This window comes from Frankia gtarii, assembly GCF_025403375.1.
GTDB classification, from domain to species: Bacteria; Actinomycetota; Actinomycetes; order Frankiales; family Frankiaceae; genus Frankia; species Frankia gtarii.
The window spans coordinates 1-15568 of record NZ_JAMPTM010000154.1 but is presented as its reverse complement, the minus strand read 5'-3'; the positions used below and the strand labels follow the sequence as shown (position 1 = coordinate 15568).

The window sequence follows — 15568 nt, the reverse complement described above, 5'->3', positions numbered from 1 at the left end:
GCCTCGACGTTCCCGACAGCGATCGTGACCCCGGCCGGCGCGACCTCGGCGGCCGCCCGCATCCTGCTCGACACCGTCCTCGCCCGCCAACCCACAGCGGCCACCCGGCAACCCACAGCGATAGCCCGATAACCTGCAGCGATCCTCCGGTGATCTGCGGCGATCACCCGGTAACGACCGGCGTCGAGAAGCCCGGCCGCGGTCGAGTTGGCCGGTCCTCCTCGGCGGGATCCCCGGGCGGCTGCAGGCCGGCGCGCTGCGTCCTGTTTCCCTGACGCTCTTTGCGGCGGATCCGCTGCCGAGCCTCCGACTGGTCATTCAAGATCATCTGTGTTGGTCCCGCGTCGTCAACGACGTTGATTATCTTGTGCGGCGATGAGTGACGAGGTCGGCGAGGAGACGTCGAAGGTTTCGTCCGCCAGGTTCTCGGCTGGCGCGAGTACGTCTGGGGGATCTGCTGCGGCACCGGCCCGCCCTGACCTGCTGGCACTGGGCCGGACGATCCGCGAGGTACCGGCGGCCCCTTACCGGGCTGGGTCCCGCGGGGGCTGGCTGTGCTCCAGCAGCAGCGGGAGGAGCATGTCCACCAGCTCGGTGCAGGCCGCGACGATCTCTGCGTCACCGATGGCATCCGCCTCGAGCCCCAGAGCCAGCGCCTTCATGGTGATCGCTCCATAGAGGCATTCGATGACGCGAGCCTGGGTGAGGGGGTTGACGAGTTCGCCGCGTTCGGCGGCCCGGGTGAGTACCAGGCCAGCGGCTCGGCGATGGCGATCGGCCACACCGGTGGTGACCTCGCGGGTGGAGCGGCTGGCCACGGCCTCGACCGCGAGGCGCAGCGTCGCGAACCCGACGGGGTCGAGCAGGAATCGCAGCATGTTCGCGCTCAGGGCGATCAGGTCGTCGCGCAGCGATCCGGTGTCGACGTCCTCGATCGTTCGGGACCGCGCCAGGACGCTGTCGACCAGGAGCGTGTCGCGGTCGGGCCAGCGCAGGTAGACCGTGGACTTGCCGACCCCGGCGCGCCGGGCGACGCCGTCGATGGTGAAGCCGGTCGCGCCGCGTTCGAGGTACTCGTCGATGGCGGCGTCGAGGATGCGCCGCTCGGCGTCAGCTTTGCGAGGCCGGCCGGGGGACCGCCGCGCGGCGGTCACGCCGTCACCCATGGATCTCCTCCCCCGCTGGCGTCTGCGAGCCGTTCCTCACCGTAGAGCGAACCGGCCCTGTGCGGGTTGCCGCGCTGGAGCCGAGGGGGTCCACAGGCAGTTTACGGACGACCTTGTCCGATTCCTTGACGCGCGACGCGCGTCACAGTTCACTAAGGTCACTCAGTCATCTTGCGCCTCTCACCCATCACCTCTCTCACCCATCACCTCCGATCCGCCGATCCACGCCGTCGTGCGCGCGGGAACGCCCCGAGGAGCCCCATGCCAGACATCGACCGCACCCCGCCGAAGGTCCACCTCCGCATCAACGGTGAGAGGCGCGAGTCCGGCTCGGGCGGCACCTACGGTCACGTCAATCCGGCCACCGGCGAGGTCGACGCGCAGATTCCGCTGGCGGACAAAGCCGAGATCGACCTCGCCGTCACCGCGGCACACGAGGCGTTCCAGACCTGGAAGCGGACCCCGCCGGCCCAGCGCCGCGCCCTGCTCATCAGGCTCGCCGACCTGATCGAGGCCCATGCGGAGGAGTTCGCCCGCCTCGGTGCGCTCGACAACGGCACGCCGCTCACCGTCGGAGCGGCTTTTCCCGTGCTCTCCGCAGAGTGGACCCGCTACTATGCCGGCTGGGCCGACAAGATCCACGGTGACCTGACCGGCAACCCCGTCCAGGACTCCGAGCTCGGTTACACCCTCGCCCAGCCGTACGGCGTCGTCGGGATCATCATCACCTGGAACGGCCCGCTCATCTCGCTGGCCATGAAGATCCCGGCCGCGGTCGCGGCCGGGAACACCGTGGTGGTCAAGCCCTCCGAGCTCACCCCGTTCAGCGGGGAGCTCTTCATGGACCTCGTCGAGCAGGCCGGGTTCCCGCCCGGCGTCGTCAACATCCTGCCCGGCACCGCCGAGGCGGGCGCGCAGCTCGTCTCCCACCCGCTGGTCAGGAAGGTCACCTTCACCGGTGGCCCGGCCACGGCGACCAGGATCCTCGAGGCGTGCGCGCCCAGCATGAAGCCCGCCGTCCTCGAACTCGGCGGCAAGTCCGCCAACATCGTCTTCGACGACGCCGACCTCGACGTGGCCTGCCAGATCGGGACGACGTTCTCCCTGATCGCGCTCTCCGGCCAGGGCTGCGCCTTCGCGACCCGGATGATCGTCCACGAGGACGTGTACGACGAGGTCGTCGCGCGGGTGCAGCTGATCGCGCAGAACATCCCGGTCGGTGACCCGTTCGATCCCGCCGTCGCCTCCGGGCCGGTCGTCAACCAGGCGGCCGTCGAGCGGATCCTCGGGATGATCGAGCGGGCGACCGAGCAGGGCGCGACCCTGCTGGCCGGCGGGAGCCGGATCGACCGTGCCGGCTACTACGTCGCGCCGACCGTCTTCACCGACGTCGACCCGGACGCCGAGATCGCCCAGAGCGAGGTCTTCGGACCGGTGCTGACGATCTTCAAGTTCCGGACCGAGCAGGAGGCGGTTGCCCTGGCCAACGGCACCCGGTACGCGCTGTCCTCCTACGTCCAGACCAGGGATCTGCAGCGGGCGCTGCGGGTCGCCGCCGAACTCGAGGCCGGCGAGACGCTCATCAACGGCGCGACGAACCTGAAAGTCGGCCGGCCGTTCGGTGGGTTCGGGCTCTCCGGTGTCGGCAAGGAAGGCGGCCGCGAGGGCATCGAGGAGTTTCTCCGCATCCGCAGCGTCGGCATCGCCGTCTGACCTCCCCGGCTTCTCACCGGCACCGGCTTCTCAGCAGCTCGCGAGACAGGACAGGAACAATGACCGGAAAGCTCGAAGGGCGCGTGGCATTCATCACCGGCGCCGCCCGCGGCCAGGGCCGCGCGCACGCCGTCCGCCTCGCCCGGGAAGGTGTCGACATCATCGGCGTCGACATCTGCGCGGACATTCCGTCGATGAACTACCCGTGCGGCACCTGGGCCGAGCTGGAGGAGACCGCCGAGCTGGTCGGGAAGGAAGGTCGCCGAGCCGTCATCGGCAAGGCCGACGTCCGTGACCAGCCTGCGCTTCGGGCCGTCTTCGACGAGGGGCACGCCGCGTTCGGCCGGATTGACATCATCCTGGCCAATGCCGGCATCCTTCGGGTCGGCGACAGCGTCGACCCGCAGCGCGAGTGGCAGGACACCATCGACATCCTGCTCACCGGCACGTTCAACACCGTCCAGGTGGCCCTGCCGCGGCTGCGGGAGGGTGGGCGTGGCGGCTCGATCGTCATCACCTCCTCGAGCGCGGGGCTGAAGGGCACCGCCAGCGAGGAGCCGAGTGCCCAGGCCTACACGGCGGCCAAGCGGGGCCTCGTCGGCTACATGCAGGTGCTGGCCAACCAGTACGCCGCCGAAATGATCAGGGTCAACACCATCCACCCGACCGGGGTCGTCTCGGGCATGACGATGAACGCCGCGATGCAGGCGGCGATGGCGAAGGCGGGCAGCAACGTCTCCGCGATGCAGAACGCCCTGCCCATCCCCATTCTGCAGCCGGCGGACATCGCGGGGGCCGTCGCCTACCTGGTCTCCGACGAGGCGACGTTCATCACCGGGACCCAGTGGGCCCTCGACGCCGGCTTCACCGTCCGCTGACGACTCGGCACATCGGGACATCGGGACATCGGGACATCGGGACATCGGGACATCGGGACAGCTGAGGAGATTCTGCGATGACAACACCTACCACCGAGGTCACCGACCACCGACTCGTGGGGGTCGGCGCGGTCGACGAAGCCGGCGACCGCTTCGACGCGCTCCGTGCATTACACCGCATCGTCAAGGTGACCGAACCCGACCTCTCGTACTGGTTGGTGCTCGACCACGACCTCGTGCGCGAGTGCCTGCAGAATCCGGCGGCCTTCTCCAGCGAGGTCATCACCCCGCTCAGCCCGGACCCGCCGTTCGCGATGATTCCCATCCAGCTCGATCCGCCCGAGCACACACAGTGGCGGCGGCTGCTGGCGCAGTACTTCTCCCCGCGCACGATGGGGCTGCTGCGACCGCGGCTGGAGGAACGCACCGTCGAGCTCGTGGCGGCGATCCGCGCCAGGGGAGAATGCGACTACGTCGAGGATTTCGCGCTGGAACTGCCGACAGTGGTCTTCCTCGAGCTGATGGGACTGCCGATCGACGAGTTGCCGACCTTCCTGGAATGGGAGGCCCAGGCGCTCGCGCCGACCGACGAAGGCGTCTTCGACCCGGAGCGGCAGATCGGCGGGATCTTCTCGGTCGTCGGGTACTTCCAGGCCGAGATCGCGCGGCGGCGGGAGAGCGGCGAGCGGGGCGACGGGCTGCTCGCCGCGATGCTCGGCTGGGAGCTCGACGGCGTGCCGGCCCCCGACGACGCGCTGGTCAACTGCTGCCTGCTGCTCTTCCTGGCGGGGCTCGACACGGTGGCGATGAGCCTGTCCTTCGCGATGCACCACCTCGCCACGCACGATGCGGACCGGCGGCATGTCGCGAGGCTGGCCGCCGCCGGCGAGTCGATCGACGGCGTGGTCGAGGAGCTGCTCCGGTTCTACGCCGTGCCCGAGGTCGGCCGGAAGGTGAAGCAGGACATCGAGATCGGCGGCCAGCAGCTGCGGGCCGGTGATCTCGTGGTCTTTCCGCTGGTCTCCGCGAACCGGGACGAGGCGCTCGTCGCCGGCGCGGATGCTCTCGACCTCACCACCGGACAGCCTGCCCCGCACCTGGCGTTCGGGGCGGGTCCTCATCGGTGCCTGGGCTCCCACCTCGCCCGGATCGAGATGAGTGTCGCACTCGCCGGCTGGCACCGCGCCATCCCGGACTACGCCCTGCGCCCCGACACCACGCCACAGGCGTACTGGGGCAACGTTCACGGCATCTTCTCCCTGCCCCTGGAGAAGTTCGGCTCCTGACCCCGCGCCTGGCCCCGCTCCTGATCCCGGACGAAAGGATGACCCATGAGGATCGTGGTCGACTCCGGGCTCTGCTCGGGCCACGCCCGCTGCAACGCCACAGCCGAGGATCTTTTCCCCCTCGACGACCTGGGCTACGTCGCCGTGACCGATCCGGAGGTTCCGGCGGGCCAGGAGAAACGTGCGCGCGACGCTGTCAGCGCCTGCCCGGAACGGGCGCTGAGCCTGGCCGACGGGTGAGCTGAGCCTGGTCGGCGGGTGATCGGCGCGGGACTGCGCTCACGGCCGCACCGGGCCCGAAGCCGAAGACCGTGATCTACCTGAGACCGTGACGTAATAGCCTGGCCCGCGTCACACGAACCGCCGGTCGGGTGCGGACGGGCCCGACCCTGGCTCCAGGAGGAGGGCACGTGCCCCTACGACGTGTGGTGACGGGCGTGGGTCCGGACGGTACGGGGATCTTCGTCCAGGACGGGCCGGCACCCCATGTGATCACGAACAGCAGCCGGCCAGGCCTCGAGGTTACCTACCTGTGGTCCACCGAGGAGCCGCCCTCGGTGCCCGCCAGCGGCGCGGAGAGTACCCGGCTCGACCAGGAGCCCGTCCCGCCCGCGGGGGGAACCCGCTTCATCGCCGTGACGTATCCGCCCGGGTTCGGGCTTCGCGATCCCGTCGCGGGGCTGCCCGCGGACGTCGACGACGCGGCGGCCGCCTCGCTCGACGAGCCCCTGCTCCACACGACGGAGACGGTCGACTTCGGCGTGGTGCACCGTGGTGAGATCTGCGTCGTGCTCGCCGGCGGCGAGGAACGCGCCCTCGCGGCCGGGGACCTGCTGGTCCAGAACGGCGTCGCGCATGGTTGGCGCAATCGCCGCGACGAGCCCGCGGTCGTGCTGTACGTGATCGTGGGAGGTCGGGCCGGCGGGCGCTGAAAGCGGCGGGAAGCCCGCGATCGGGTGGCCCTACGCACGTCAAACGCATCCGTTGAAATTATGGAATTCTGCACCTGTGACGGATGCGAGCAACACAGTCGATGTGGCGGCGCTGACCGGCTGGCTGGACGAGAACGTCCCGGGCCTGGGCGACGGGCCCCTGACCACGGCGCTGGTCTCGGGCGGGTCGACGAACCTGATCCTGAGCCTCGACCGGGGCGGCCGCAAAGCGATCTTCCGTAGCCCGCCGCCGGAGGGCAGCCCGCAGGGCGCGCGGACGATCCAGCGTGAGGCCACCGTCCTGCGCGCGCTGACCGGCACGGACGTCCCGAGCCCGGAGTTCCTCGGCTTCTGCGAGGACACCTCCCTGCTCGGGGTCAGCTTCTACGTCATGGAGCTGGTCGACGGCTGGGCGGCCACCATCACCGCCGAGAACGAGACGATCTGGCCGGAGGGCTTCGACGGCGGCCCCGACCAGCACTACATCTGCTGGGCGATGACCGACGGGCTGGTCGCCATGGCCAACCTCGACTACGAGGCGGTGGGGCTCGGCGGGTTCGGCCGGCCCGAGGGCTTCCTCGAACGCCAGCCGGACCGGTGGCTGGGCCAGGTCGACGGCTACAGCCGGCGCTACCCGAAGTACGAGCGGCGCGACCTGCCCGGACTGCAGTACGTGGCGGACTGGCTGCGGGACAACGTCCCCGCGGGTTCGCCGCCCGGGCTCATCCACGCCGACTACGCACCGAACAACGTGCTGTTCCACCACCGGCCGCCGGCCCGGCTCGCCGCGATCATCGACTGGGAGACGGCGACCATCGGCGATCCCCTGCTCGACCTCGCCGCCTTCGTCAACAACCTTGTCACCGCCGACGAGGACGACGGCGCCATGCGGTACTTCACCCCGGGGCGCTTCCCCCACCGCGACGACGTCATCGCCTACTACGGTGAACGGACCGGTCGCGACGTCTCGACGATCGGCTACTACTCGGTGCTGTCCAAGTGGCGCGCGGCCTGCATGATCGAGTACAAGGTCGCCGAGTCGATCCAGGGCCTGTCGCCGAAGGCCAAGGGCGACCGCTTCGACGCGATCGTCCGCCGCCTGCTGCTCGACTCCGAGGCCCTGGCCCGATCCCTGACGTGACGGCCGAGCCCAGCGGCACTGGCCGCCCTCTCGCGTGGCGAGCGGGGAGGACGAACAGGCAGGAGCCGCGCGCCGAGAAGGCTGGCGCCGCCGTCCTGACGCGGGATCGTCACCAGGGTCGTTGACTGTGGCGCAACGGCAGTGTCGCGGAGCCGAGCAGCGCCAGCTTGTCGGCGTCGGCCGTGCCGGGATCGGGATGGTAGACGACGAGCATGATGTTCTCCGTCCCGCTGATGAGAAGCTTTTCCCGGTTCAGCCGCAGCTCGCCCACCTGTGGATGGTGGAAGTCCACCACCGCGCCGACCCGGGGCCGCACGTCGTGGCGGGCCCACAGCCGCCGGAACATCGGGCTGGTCAGGGAGAACTCGCCGACGAGTTCGATGACGCGCGGATCGTCGGTGTCGATGCCGACCGCCTCGCGGAAGTGGCCGACCAGGGCGGCGACGGCCTGCTCCCAGCCGGGGAGCAGGGCCTGCTCGCCGGGGTCGAGCAGCACGTCCCGCAGCCGGTTGGCGCCCGCTACCAGACGCGGGGACAGTGCCGTGGCCAGCGGGTTGGCGGCCAGGACATCGAGGTAGCGCCCCTCGACGAAGGCGGGCAGCGGGAGCATCGCCACCAGCTTGGCCGTGCCGGGCGGGACGGTCTCCGTCCGCCGACGCCGGGGGCGCCGCGGCGTTTGCGTGGCGAGGCCGAGCAGGTACGCCCTCGTGTCGTCGTCGAGGCGCAGCACGCGGGCAAGCGAGTCGAGTACCTGCACCGACGGGTGGCGGTCACGGCCCCGTTCGAGGCGCAGGTAGTAGTCGGCGCTGATGCCGGCCAGCATCGCGACCTCCTCGCGGCGCAGCCCCGGCACCCGCCGCACCCCCACGACGGCGACGCCCGCCTCCTCCGGGGTGACGAGCTCACGGCGGGCGCGCAGGAACGCGCCCAGCAGGTTCGGCTGCTCGGTCATGCCCACACGTTAGGTCAGCGGCGGACAACCGTGAGGAGCCCTGCCGGACCCCTGGTTCGCGGGGGCTCTGGCTCGGCGGCGGCGTCGGCCGGATCGTCGCAGACAGCGCAGACAGCGCAGACAGCGCAGACAGCGGCCGCGCGTTCTCATCGCCGGCGGCGAATCACGAAGGAGCAATGATCATGCCTCCGCTCGCACTCGTCACCGGCGCGTCCTCGGGAATCGGCAGGGCGTTCGCCGAGCGCCTGGCCAGGGACGGCTACGACCTGATAATCGTCGCGCGGCGGCGGGAACGGCTCGAAGCGCTCGCGGCATCGTTGCCCGCCACCGAGGTGCAGGTCGTCGCCGCCGACCTGTCCACCGATGAGGGCATCGACACCGTTGCCGAGGTGTGCGCAGGCCGGCCGCTGACGATGCTCGTCAACAATGCAGGCGTCGCGCACTACATGGCACTGGCCGAGCTGCCCGCGGCGAAGGCGCGAGAACTGGTCCACGTCAAGGTCGTCGCGCCGGCGATGCTGACCCGCGCGGTGCTTCCCGGCATGCTCGCACGCGGTGCGGGAACAATCGTGAATGTCGCCGGGATGCTCGCCTTCTCCGGGCCCGCGCCGGCATCCCAGCTGCCCCGCGCCGTCTACGCCGGCACGTTGGCCCACACGGTCACCATGTCCCAGACCCTGCATTCCGAGCTGGCGGGAACCGGCGTGAACGTGCACGTCGTCTGTCCCGGTATCGTCGCCACCGAATTCCATGAGGTTCAGGGCATGGATCTGTCGGCCATCGACCGGATGTCCGCGCGGGACGTCGTCGACGGCGCCCTGGCCGGCATCGAACTCGGCGAAAGCGTCAGCACCCCCGGCGTCGAGGACCGCGGCCTGCTCGAGAACGTGTTCGCTGCGCAACTCGCCGCGTTCGCGGGCCAGAGCCCACGACTCGCGTCTCGCTACCGGGCCAGCTGATTCAGCCGGGCCAGGCGCTCCGGGTCGACCAACGCGTGGATCGCGGCAATCCGCCCCGCCGCGACAGCGAACCCCATGACCGAGACCCGCCGCCCGCCGGCGGTGACGATCACCCCGGTGTCTCCGTTGACCAGCACCGGACTGATCACTGCCGCCGGCTGGGCGAACAGCAGCGCCCGGCGGGCGACGGCCGCGGACCCGCGCAGCACCACCGACATCTCGGGCCGGGTCGCGCCCCCGTCGGCGCGCAGCACGACGTCGGGGTCGAGCAGGGCGACCAGCGCCGCGAAGTCACCACGCCGGGCCGCGGCGAAGAACGCGTCAACGACCCGCCGCCGGACGGCGGGATCAGCGGCTTCGGTGGGCGCGGCGAAGCCGTCCGTCGCCGTCCCGCGTACACGGCGCCGCGCCCGGCTGGCCAGCTGGCGGGCCGCGGCCGGCGAGCGGTCGACCATCGGCGCGATCTCCTCGAACGGCAGGTCGAACAGGTCGTGCAGGACGAACGCCAGCCGCTGCGCCGGGCTCAACGTGTCGAGGACGACGAACAGCGCCATGGCGACCGAATCCGCGAGCAGTGCCTGCCCCTCGGGGCCCGAAGCGTCGTCCGGGCCGATCACCGGGTCGGGCAGGTGCACGCCCAGCGCCTCCTGCGGACGGGCCGAACGCGAGCGGAGCATGTTCAGGCAGACGCGGGACACGACCGTGGTGAGCCAGCCGCCCAGATTGTCGATGCCGTCCGCGCCGGTGCGGTCCAGCCGCAGCCAGGTGTCCTGCACCGCGTCGTCCGCCTCGCCGAACGAGCCGAGCAGCCGGTGGGCGACGGCCCGCAGGTGCGCCCGGTGCTCCTCGAACCGCTCGGCGAGCTGTTCGGCGAGCCGCTCGGCGTCGTCCATCGATCGCCCACCTCTCTGTCGTGCTCCCGCGTCGGTCACAAACCCGCGCCGTGTCGGGTCAGAGAAGTGACCGGCAACGGCCGGCCGATGTGACAGGTGATCCGAAAGGTCGTGACCAGATGACCGCCATGGTGCTCAGGAGCACGGTCCGCAGCGAGTACGCCCCCGAGGTGGAGACAGCGGTCAAGGCCCTGTTCGCCGCGTTGGAACGGCACCGGCCCCGCGGCGTGCGCTACGCCTCCTACCGGCTTGCCGACGGCGTCACGTACCTGGTGGTGCTCCAGATCGAGGACGGCATCGACAACCCCCTCCCGGCCATCGCGGAGTTCCGCGAGTTCCAGGAGAACCTCAAAGGTTGGCTCGCCGCCCCACCGATCCCCGAGCAGGCAACCGTCCTCGGCGACTACCGCTCCTGAAAGTGCCTTGAGCGCCGTCTCGTTCACCCGGGCCCGAGGCAGGCAGGACCCCGATGGTCCCGCGCCTTCCCTGCCGGCACCAGCTCGGCGACCGCTTGTTCGTCGCCCCGGGGTAAAGGTAAGGTTTTTTGACGTTACCCAGTTAGAGGTATTTATGGCTGCAGATTGGCTGCCGATCGTCGGCACGGCGATCGGTGCGGCTGTTGCGCTTGCCGGAGCGCTCGTAGCGGACTCACGACGCGACCGGAGTCAGCGTGTTCGGGACCGTGAGCTCGACCGTTGGCGAACCTACGTCGACTTCGCAGAGGCGCTGGACGCGGCCCATGCAGCGCTGCGGGACATTGCCCGCGGCGGGACATTGCCCGCGGCGGGATGTCGACACCGGATCGCCATCCCGCTGCGAATCAGGCCATGCAGCACTCGGGTGTGTATCGCGTCCGTGAACGGTTGCTCATGTCCGCGACCATTGGCGGGGTGATGGCCGGGGAGTCCGCGTTCCTCCGGCTCGTCGAGGTGCGCAACACGGTCCGCGCGGGTGCGGCCCTGTCCACGCCGGAATACCACAGCGCATACCATCCGTTCGCCGAGGCACTGTGAATCTTCCGGACCGCAGTGCGCACCGAACTCGGCGAGGAGATTTTCACGCCGGCCGGGTTGGGACGACCGAGCTGGTCCGAACGCGAGTACTGCCCCCAGTGCGGGCAAGCGGCCCCATGAGCCGAACCAGGCCCGCGGGTTATCCGTCGCCGCACGGGAGCCACATCTGACCGCCGGCACGCTGCGGGGGTCAGGATCGGGTGGATACGGCAAGAAGTTCGTCGGTGGCCTGGCGTAGGCGGTGGCGGGCGGCGGGATCGTAGGCCTGGTCGAGGGCGCGGGCCTCCCGTTCGCCGGAGAAGTAGCGGCCGGTGCCCGAGGCTGCGGCGGGGCCGGCGATCAGGCGCAGGGTGGCGTCGTAGCCCTCGGTGACGGTGCTGCTCACGGGGGAGCCTTCCATGGCGGACCATCAAAGACCTCCGGAGGGGACTGACGCCTTCCGGTGCGGTGCGCACAATTGGCCGGTTGTCGCGTTGGAGATCGAACCGGATCATGTTCACCTGTTCGTCGAGGCTCACCCGACGCATTCCCCGTCGTAGATCGCCAGCCAGGTGAAGAGCTTCCCGTCCCCTGTGCTGCGCGGCGAGTTCGCGCATCTGCGGTCCCGGTTGCCCATCTTGTGGTCCTGGTCGTGCTTCGTTGCCACTGTCGGTGCGGTGTCTGCTGGGACTGTGCGACGGTAGATCGACACGCAGAACGAGCGGCCGTGGTGCAGGGGGTGGTCCGGTGCGGCGTGCGTACAAGTTCCTGCTGCGCCCCACCGCCCGGCAGACGATCGCGTTCAGCGCGATGCTCGACGACCATCGCACGCTCTACAACGCGGCGTTGCAGGAGCGGCGCGACGCCTACCGGCACCCGTCGCAGACCCGCATCCGCTACGGCGACCAGTCCACTCAGGTGAAGGACATCCGGGCGGGCGATCCTGATCAGGCGCGCTGGTCGTTCTCGTCGCAGCAGGCCACGCTGCGCAGGCTGGAGAAGGCATTCGCCGCGTTCTTCCGCCGCGTCAGGGCCGGCGGGATCCCCGGCTATCCGCGTTTCAAGGGGGCGGGCTGGTTCGACACCGTCGAGTGGCCGACGGACGGGGACGGGTGCCGCTGGGGCTCCCAGCCGGAGAACCCCACCCGGACGTTCGTGCGCCTGCAGGGCATCGGGCATGTCAAGGTCCACCAGCATCGGCGGGTACTCGGCAGGGTCAAGACGGTCAGCATCAAACGTGAAGGCCGACGCTGGTACGTCATCCTGTCCTGCGACGACGTCCCCGCCGAGCCACTGCCGCCCACTGGTGTCGTGGTCGGGGTGGATGTTGGCATCGCGTCGTTTCTGACCACGTCGGCCGGCAAGCATGAGCCGAACCCGACATGTTTGGACCCGTCCGCCGGCCGGCTGGCCGCCGCCCAGCGGGGCCTGTCCCGCAGGAAACGCGGCTCGACGCGGCGCCGGAAGGCCGCCGCCCGGGTGGGGACGATCAGTCGCCGTGTTGCCCGCCAGCGGCTCGACCACGCCCACAAGACCGCCCTCGGACTGGTCCGCGGCCATGATCTGATCGCCGTGGAGAAGCTCACCATCAAGGGCATGACCCGCCGGGCAAAGCCCAAGCCGGACCCGGACAGGCCGGGGGTGTTCCTGCCGAACGGGCAGGCGGCGAAGTCCGGGCTGAACAGGTCGATTCACGATGCGGGATGGGGGGTGTTTCTCGGGGTGTTGCGCGCCAAGGCTGAAAGCGCCGGACGGGTCGTCGTCGAGGTCAACGCCAGCCACACCTCCCAACCCTGCGCGGCCTGCGACCACGTCGCCGAGAAGAACCGGCCCACCCGGGCCGAGTTCGCCTGCGTGCAGTGCGGGCACACCGCGGACGCGGACGAGAACGCCGCCGTCAACATCCTTCGGGCAGGGCTTGTCCTTCAGGCTGACGCGCAGGCGGCCTGAGAAGCTGACGGCTTCAACCGTCAGAGGAGTCACGAGGGTGGCGGGGTGCAGGGCGTCAGCGGTGACGCCGGTGCCGTCCAGCTCCTCGGCCAGGTCGAACGTGCCCATGATCTGGGCGAGCTTGCTGCGGCGGTACGCGCGGACGCCGTCGTAGTCCCGGGTGGTGAGCAGGTCGGCGAAGTCCAGGGGTTCCTGCCCGGCGGAGGCGACGTTGACGATCCTCGCCGGGGCGCAGCGGGTCAGCAGCCCCAGCAGCAGCCGGGTGAGCCGCACGCCGGCCAGGTAGTTCACGGCGAAACGCAGCTCGATGCCGTCGGCGCTGGTCTGGCGGGCGGCGCCCGGCCGGCCGAACCCGACGCCGGCGTTGTTGACGAGCACGTCGAGCCGGTCGGTGTGCCGTTCGACGTCGGCGGCGAGCCGGGTGACCTCCCCCAGGTCGGCCAGGTCGGCGAGCAGCACCGCCGGCTCGGGCCCGCCGGCGGCCTCGATCCGGGCGCGTACCTGCTCGGCACGCTCGGCGTCCCGACCATGGACGAGCACCCGCCAGCCCGCCTCGCCCAGCCGGACGGCGAGATGTCGGCCCAGGCCGTCGGTCGCACCGGTGATGAGAATCGTTCGCCCGTCCATCGCGTGTTCTCCCGCTCGGTCCATCTCGGATCTCGGTCGCTCTGGGGAACCGTACGACTGCCCCACGCGGAAAACCCGCCGACCGCGGCCGGTCTTCCGCGAGACGGCGGGTAGGAACGTTCGGTGCGGGAATAGGCACTACCAGTGATCGATGCGTGCCGCCGAACCGTGGCGGTCTGAGGGCGCGGTCACCGGTCCGGCAGTGCGCGAGCCGACGCGTCGGTTCGCGACATGCGACGGGCCGCAGGTTCACGACAGCGTAGGAGAGAGGTCGACCACCATGACGACGACCGCGGAACACGGGACCGTCACCGGCACCAAGGACGCCCAGTACGACCTGTTGTGGTTCACCAAGACCTGCCTGAAGAACGCGCTGCGGCTGGAGACCTACGTCAGCGACGCCGAGCGCGACGGCGACCGGGAGCTGGGCGATCTGTTCCGGCGGGCGCAGACCGAGAGCCGCAAGGGCGCCGAGCAGGGCAAACAGCTCCTGCGCAGCCGGCTCTGAGCAGGAACCACCGGATCAGGGTGCGCCGGATCAGGGTGCGCCGGGCGGGATGAACGGCAGGCCGGGCGGGGCTCCCTCGTCGAGCAGGCGACGCAGGGCCGCGGTGTCGAGATGGTCGGCGACGAGGTCGCCGAGGGCATCGAGACGGCGGCGACGCACGTCGGCGAAGCTGGTACGGGCGGGGACGAACGCCCGCCCGGCCGCCGCCGCGACCTCGGCGAGGTAGGAGCGGCGGAACTCGTCGTTCTCCAGCAGCCCGTGCCAGCTGGTGCCGGCGACCGCGCCGACGCGCACCCCGTCGGCGGCGAACGGCTCGGCGGCGGGATGGTCGACGGCGGCGAGCCGGCCGTGGCGGATCTCGTAGCCGGTCAGCGGCCGGCCGGCGGCGTCGCTCGCCGCGCGGCGGCCGAGCAGCTTCGACGCCTCGAACGTCGTCGTGACGGGCAGCAGGCCGAGGCCGGCCACCTCCCCCGCGCCGGATTCGACGTCGTCGTGGATGCGCCGGCCGAGCATCTGGTAGCCGCCGCAGATGCCCAGCACGGGCCGGCCGGCGGCGGCGCGGGCGGCGACGGCGTCGGCGAGACCGCGGCGGCGCAGCCAGCGCAGATCCTCGACGGTCGAGCGGGTGCCGGGCAGCACCACCAGGTCGGCGTCGGCGAGCTCGTCCGGCCCGGTGACCAGCCGCACCACGACGCCCGGTTCGGCGCGCAGCGCGTCGAGGTCGGTCACGTTCGACAGCCTGGGCAGGCGGACCACGGCCACCCGCAGGCTCTCCCGCCGCCCGCCCTCCCCCGCTGGCCCGGCGTCGGCATTCGGCTCGGAGTCGGGGTCCGGTTCGGCGTCGGGGTAGGAGGCGAGGTCGAGGGAGTCCTCGACGTCGAGCCAGAGCCCGGAGCGGAACGGGACGACGCCGTGCACCGGCCGGCCGGTGAGCGCCTCGATCTGGCGCAGCCCGGGTTCGAGCAGCCGGGCGTCACCGCGGAACCGGTTGATCACCCAGCCGGCGACGAGCGCCTGATCGGCCCGGTCGAGCAGCGCCAGCGTGCCGAACAGGGCGGCGAAGACCCCGCCCTTGTCGATGTCACCGACGACGATCACCGGCAGGTTCGCCGCGCGGGCCAGGCCCATGTTCGCGATATCGGTGGCCCGCAGGTTGATCTCCGCCGGCGACCCGGCGCCCTCACAGATCACCGCGTCGAAGCGGCTCCGCAGGTCGTCGAGGCATTCCAGGACGATCCGCGCCAGCCGTTCCTTATGCGGACGGTAGCCGAGCGCGTCGACCTCGGCGACGGGACGGCCCAGGACGATGAGCTGGCTGTGCCGGTCGCCACCCGGCTTCAGCAGCACCGGGTTCATCGCCGCCTCCGGCTCCACCCCGGCCGCCGCGGCCTGCATCGCCTGCGCCCGGCCGATCTCCGCGCCGTCCGCGGTGACCGCCGAGTTCAACGCCATGTTCTGCGCCTTGAACGGGGCGACCCGCACGCCCTCGCGGGCCAGCCACCGGCAGATGCCCGCGGTCAGCACGCTCTTGCCCGCATCCGACGCCGTCCCGGCGACCAGCAGTCCCCCGC

At 70.9% G+C, this 15568-nt stretch carries 16 protein-coding genes and 2 pseudogenes; 12 read left to right on the top strand and 6 right to left on the bottom strand.

Annotated features, from left to right (window positions below):
* Window positions 1–524: 524 nt before the first annotated feature.
* Window positions 525–1166 (bottom strand): TetR/AcrR family transcriptional regulator, encoded by a 642-nt coding sequence (locus tag NBZ83_RS20530; RefSeq protein ID WP_261568419.1) that lies wholly within the window; start codon window positions 1164–1166, stop codon window positions 525–527.
* 261 nt (window positions 1167–1427) lie between these two features.
* Between NBZ83_RS20530 and NBZ83_RS20525 the strand changes: the two genes are divergently transcribed.
* The 6 genes from NBZ83_RS20525 (at window position 1428) to NBZ83_RS20500 (ending at window position 7116) form a co-directional block, all read left to right on the top strand.
* Window positions 1428–2879 carry an aldehyde dehydrogenase family protein gene (locus tag NBZ83_RS20525; protein WP_261568418.1) on the top strand — a complete coding sequence of 484 codons (1452 nt, stop codon included), beginning with the start codon at window positions 1428–1430 and terminating at the stop codon, window positions 2877–2879.
* Window positions 2880–2938: 59 nt separating this feature from the next.
* On the top strand, window positions 2939–3757 hold the full coding sequence (locus NBZ83_RS20520; RefSeq protein WP_261568417.1) for a mycofactocin-coupled SDR family oxidoreductase: 819 nt from the start codon (window positions 2939–2941) through the stop codon (window positions 3755–3757).
* 77 nt (window positions 3758–3834) lie between these two features.
* Window positions 3835–5043: a cytochrome P450 gene (locus tag NBZ83_RS20515; protein WP_261575608.1), complete on the top strand. Its 1209-nt coding sequence runs from the start codon at window positions 3835–3837 to the stop codon at window positions 5041–5043.
* Window positions 5044–5088: 45 nt separating this feature from the next.
* The gene (locus NBZ83_RS20510; protein WP_261568415.1) at window positions 5089–5283 is read left to right on the top strand and encodes a ferredoxin; all 195 of its coding nucleotides are present in this window, start codon (window positions 5089–5091) and stop codon (window positions 5281–5283) included.
* 170 nt (window positions 5284–5453) lie between these two features.
* Entirely contained in the window at window positions 5454–5975 is a 522-nt protein-coding gene (locus NBZ83_RS33405) for a cupin domain-containing protein (RefSeq protein ID WP_261568414.1), read from the top strand.
* Between the two features lie 76 nt (window positions 5976–6051).
* Window positions 6052–7116 carry a phosphotransferase family protein gene (locus tag NBZ83_RS20500; RefSeq protein ID WP_261568413.1) on the top strand — a complete coding sequence of 355 codons (1065 nt, stop codon included), beginning with the start codon at window positions 6052–6054 and terminating at the stop codon, window positions 7114–7116.
* Between the two features lie 109 nt (window positions 7117–7225).
* On the opposite strand, the gene NBZ83_RS20495 is transcribed toward NBZ83_RS20500, so the two are convergent.
* Entirely contained in the window at window positions 7226–8068 is an 843-nt protein-coding gene (locus NBZ83_RS20495; protein ID WP_261575607.1) for a helix-turn-helix transcriptional regulator, read from the bottom strand.
* A gap of 182 nt (window positions 8069–8250) precedes the next feature.
* On the opposite strand from NBZ83_RS20495, the gene NBZ83_RS20490 reads away from it, so the two are divergent.
* The gene (locus NBZ83_RS20490) at window positions 8251–9027 is read left to right on the top strand and encodes an SDR family NAD(P)-dependent oxidoreductase (protein ID WP_261568411.1); all 777 of its coding nucleotides are present in this window, start codon (window positions 8251–8253) and stop codon (window positions 9025–9027) included.
* On the opposite strand, the gene NBZ83_RS20485 is transcribed toward NBZ83_RS20490, so the two are convergent.
* Window positions 9012–9920 (bottom strand): sigma-70 family RNA polymerase sigma factor, encoded by a 909-nt coding sequence (locus NBZ83_RS20485; RefSeq protein ID WP_261575606.1) that lies wholly within the window; start codon window positions 9918–9920, stop codon window positions 9012–9014. The two genes, NBZ83_RS20490 and NBZ83_RS20485, sit on opposite strands and share 16 nt — an antisense overlap.
* Window positions 9921–10039: 119 nt before the next feature.
* On the opposite strand from NBZ83_RS20485, the gene NBZ83_RS20480 reads away from it, so the two are divergent.
* The gene (locus NBZ83_RS20480) at window positions 10040–10336 is read left to right on the top strand and encodes a hypothetical protein (protein ID WP_261575605.1); all 297 of its coding nucleotides are present in this window, start codon (window positions 10040–10042) and stop codon (window positions 10334–10336) included.
* Between the two features lie 453 nt (window positions 10337–10789).
* Complete coding sequence (locus tag NBZ83_RS20475) at window positions 10790–10933, top strand: hypothetical protein (RefSeq protein WP_261575604.1); 144 nt, start codon at window positions 10790–10792, stop codon at window positions 10931–10933.
* A 190-nt stretch (window positions 10934–11123) separates the two neighbouring features.
* Here NBZ83_RS20475 and NBZ83_RS20470 read toward each other — a convergent pair whose 3' ends face one another.
* Window positions 11124–11318 (bottom strand): hypothetical protein, encoded by a 195-nt coding sequence (locus NBZ83_RS20470; RefSeq protein WP_261568407.1) that lies wholly within the window; start codon window positions 11316–11318, stop codon window positions 11124–11126.
* A 55-nt stretch (window positions 11319–11373) separates the two neighbouring features.
* On the opposite strand from NBZ83_RS20470, the pseudogene tnpA reads away from it, so the two are divergent.
* Window positions 11374–11616: pseudogene (gene tnpA, locus NBZ83_RS33930) on the top strand (IS200/IS605 family transposase); the annotation flags it as partial.
* Between the two features lie 43 nt (window positions 11617–11659).
* The gene (locus tag NBZ83_RS20460; protein ID WP_261575603.1) at window positions 11660–12862 is read left to right on the top strand and encodes an RNA-guided endonuclease InsQ/TnpB family protein; all 1203 of its coding nucleotides are present in this window, start codon (window positions 11660–11662) and stop codon (window positions 12860–12862) included.
* A 24-nt stretch (window positions 12863–12886) separates the two neighbouring features.
* On the opposite strand, the pseudogene NBZ83_RS20455 reads toward NBZ83_RS20460, so the two are convergent.
* Window positions 12887–13489 (bottom strand): annotated as a pseudogene (locus NBZ83_RS20455) (SDR family NAD(P)-dependent oxidoreductase); the annotation flags it as partial.
* 280 nt (window positions 13490–13769) lie between these two features.
* On the opposite strand from NBZ83_RS20455, the gene NBZ83_RS20450 reads away from it, so the two are divergent.
* A complete protein-coding gene (locus NBZ83_RS20450; RefSeq protein WP_261568405.1) occupies window positions 13770–13997 on the top strand; it encodes a hypothetical protein in 228 nt (75 codons plus the stop codon).
* A gap of 30 nt (window positions 13998–14027) precedes the next feature.
* On the opposite strand, the gene NBZ83_RS20445 is transcribed toward NBZ83_RS20450, so the two are convergent.
* The coding region (locus NBZ83_RS20445) for a cobyric acid synthase (protein WP_261575602.1) at window positions 14028–15568 on the bottom strand (1541 nt) is incomplete at its 5' end.

Bases quoted from the DNA above. Each gene is read 5' to 3' on its own strand.
- NBZ83_RS20515 (WP_261575608.1), top strand. From the start codon at position 3,835: ATGACAACACCTACCACCGAGGTCACCGACCACCGACTCGTGGGGGTC.
- NBZ83_RS20490 (WP_261568411.1), top strand. From the start codon at position 8,251: ATGCCTCCGCTCGCACTCGTCACCGGCGCGTCCTCGGGAATCGGCAGG.
- NBZ83_RS20525 (WP_261568418.1), top strand. From the start codon at position 1,428: ATGCCAGACATCGACCGCACCCCGCCGAAGGTCCACCTCCGCATCAAC.
- NBZ83_RS20530 (WP_261568419.1), bottom strand. From the start codon at position 1,166: ATGGGTGACGGCGTGACCGCCGCGCGGCGGTCCCCCGGCCGGCCTCGC.
- NBZ83_RS20480 (WP_261575605.1), top strand. From the start codon at position 10,040: ATGACCGCCATGGTGCTCAGGAGCACGGTCCGCAGCGAGTACGCCCCC.
- NBZ83_RS20510 (WP_261568415.1), top strand. From the start codon at position 5,089: ATGAGGATCGTGGTCGACTCCGGGCTCTGCTCGGGCCACGCCCGCTGC.
- NBZ83_RS20485 (WP_261575606.1), bottom strand. From the start codon at position 9,920: ATGGACGACGCCGAGCGGCTCGCCGAACAGCTCGCCGAGCGGTTCGAG.
- NBZ83_RS20475 (WP_261575604.1), top strand. From the start codon at position 10,790: ATGTCCGCGACCATTGGCGGGGTGATGGCCGGGGAGTCCGCGTTCCTC.
- NBZ83_RS20520 (WP_261568417.1), top strand. From the start codon at position 2,939: ATGACCGGAAAGCTCGAAGGGCGCGTGGCATTCATCACCGGCGCCGCC.
- NBZ83_RS20450 (WP_261568405.1), top strand. From the start codon at position 13,770: ATGACGACGACCGCGGAACACGGGACCGTCACCGGCACCAAGGACGCC.
- NBZ83_RS20495 (WP_261575607.1), bottom strand. From the start codon at position 8,068: ATGACCGAGCAGCCGAACCTGCTGGGCGCGTTCCTGCGCGCCCGCCGT.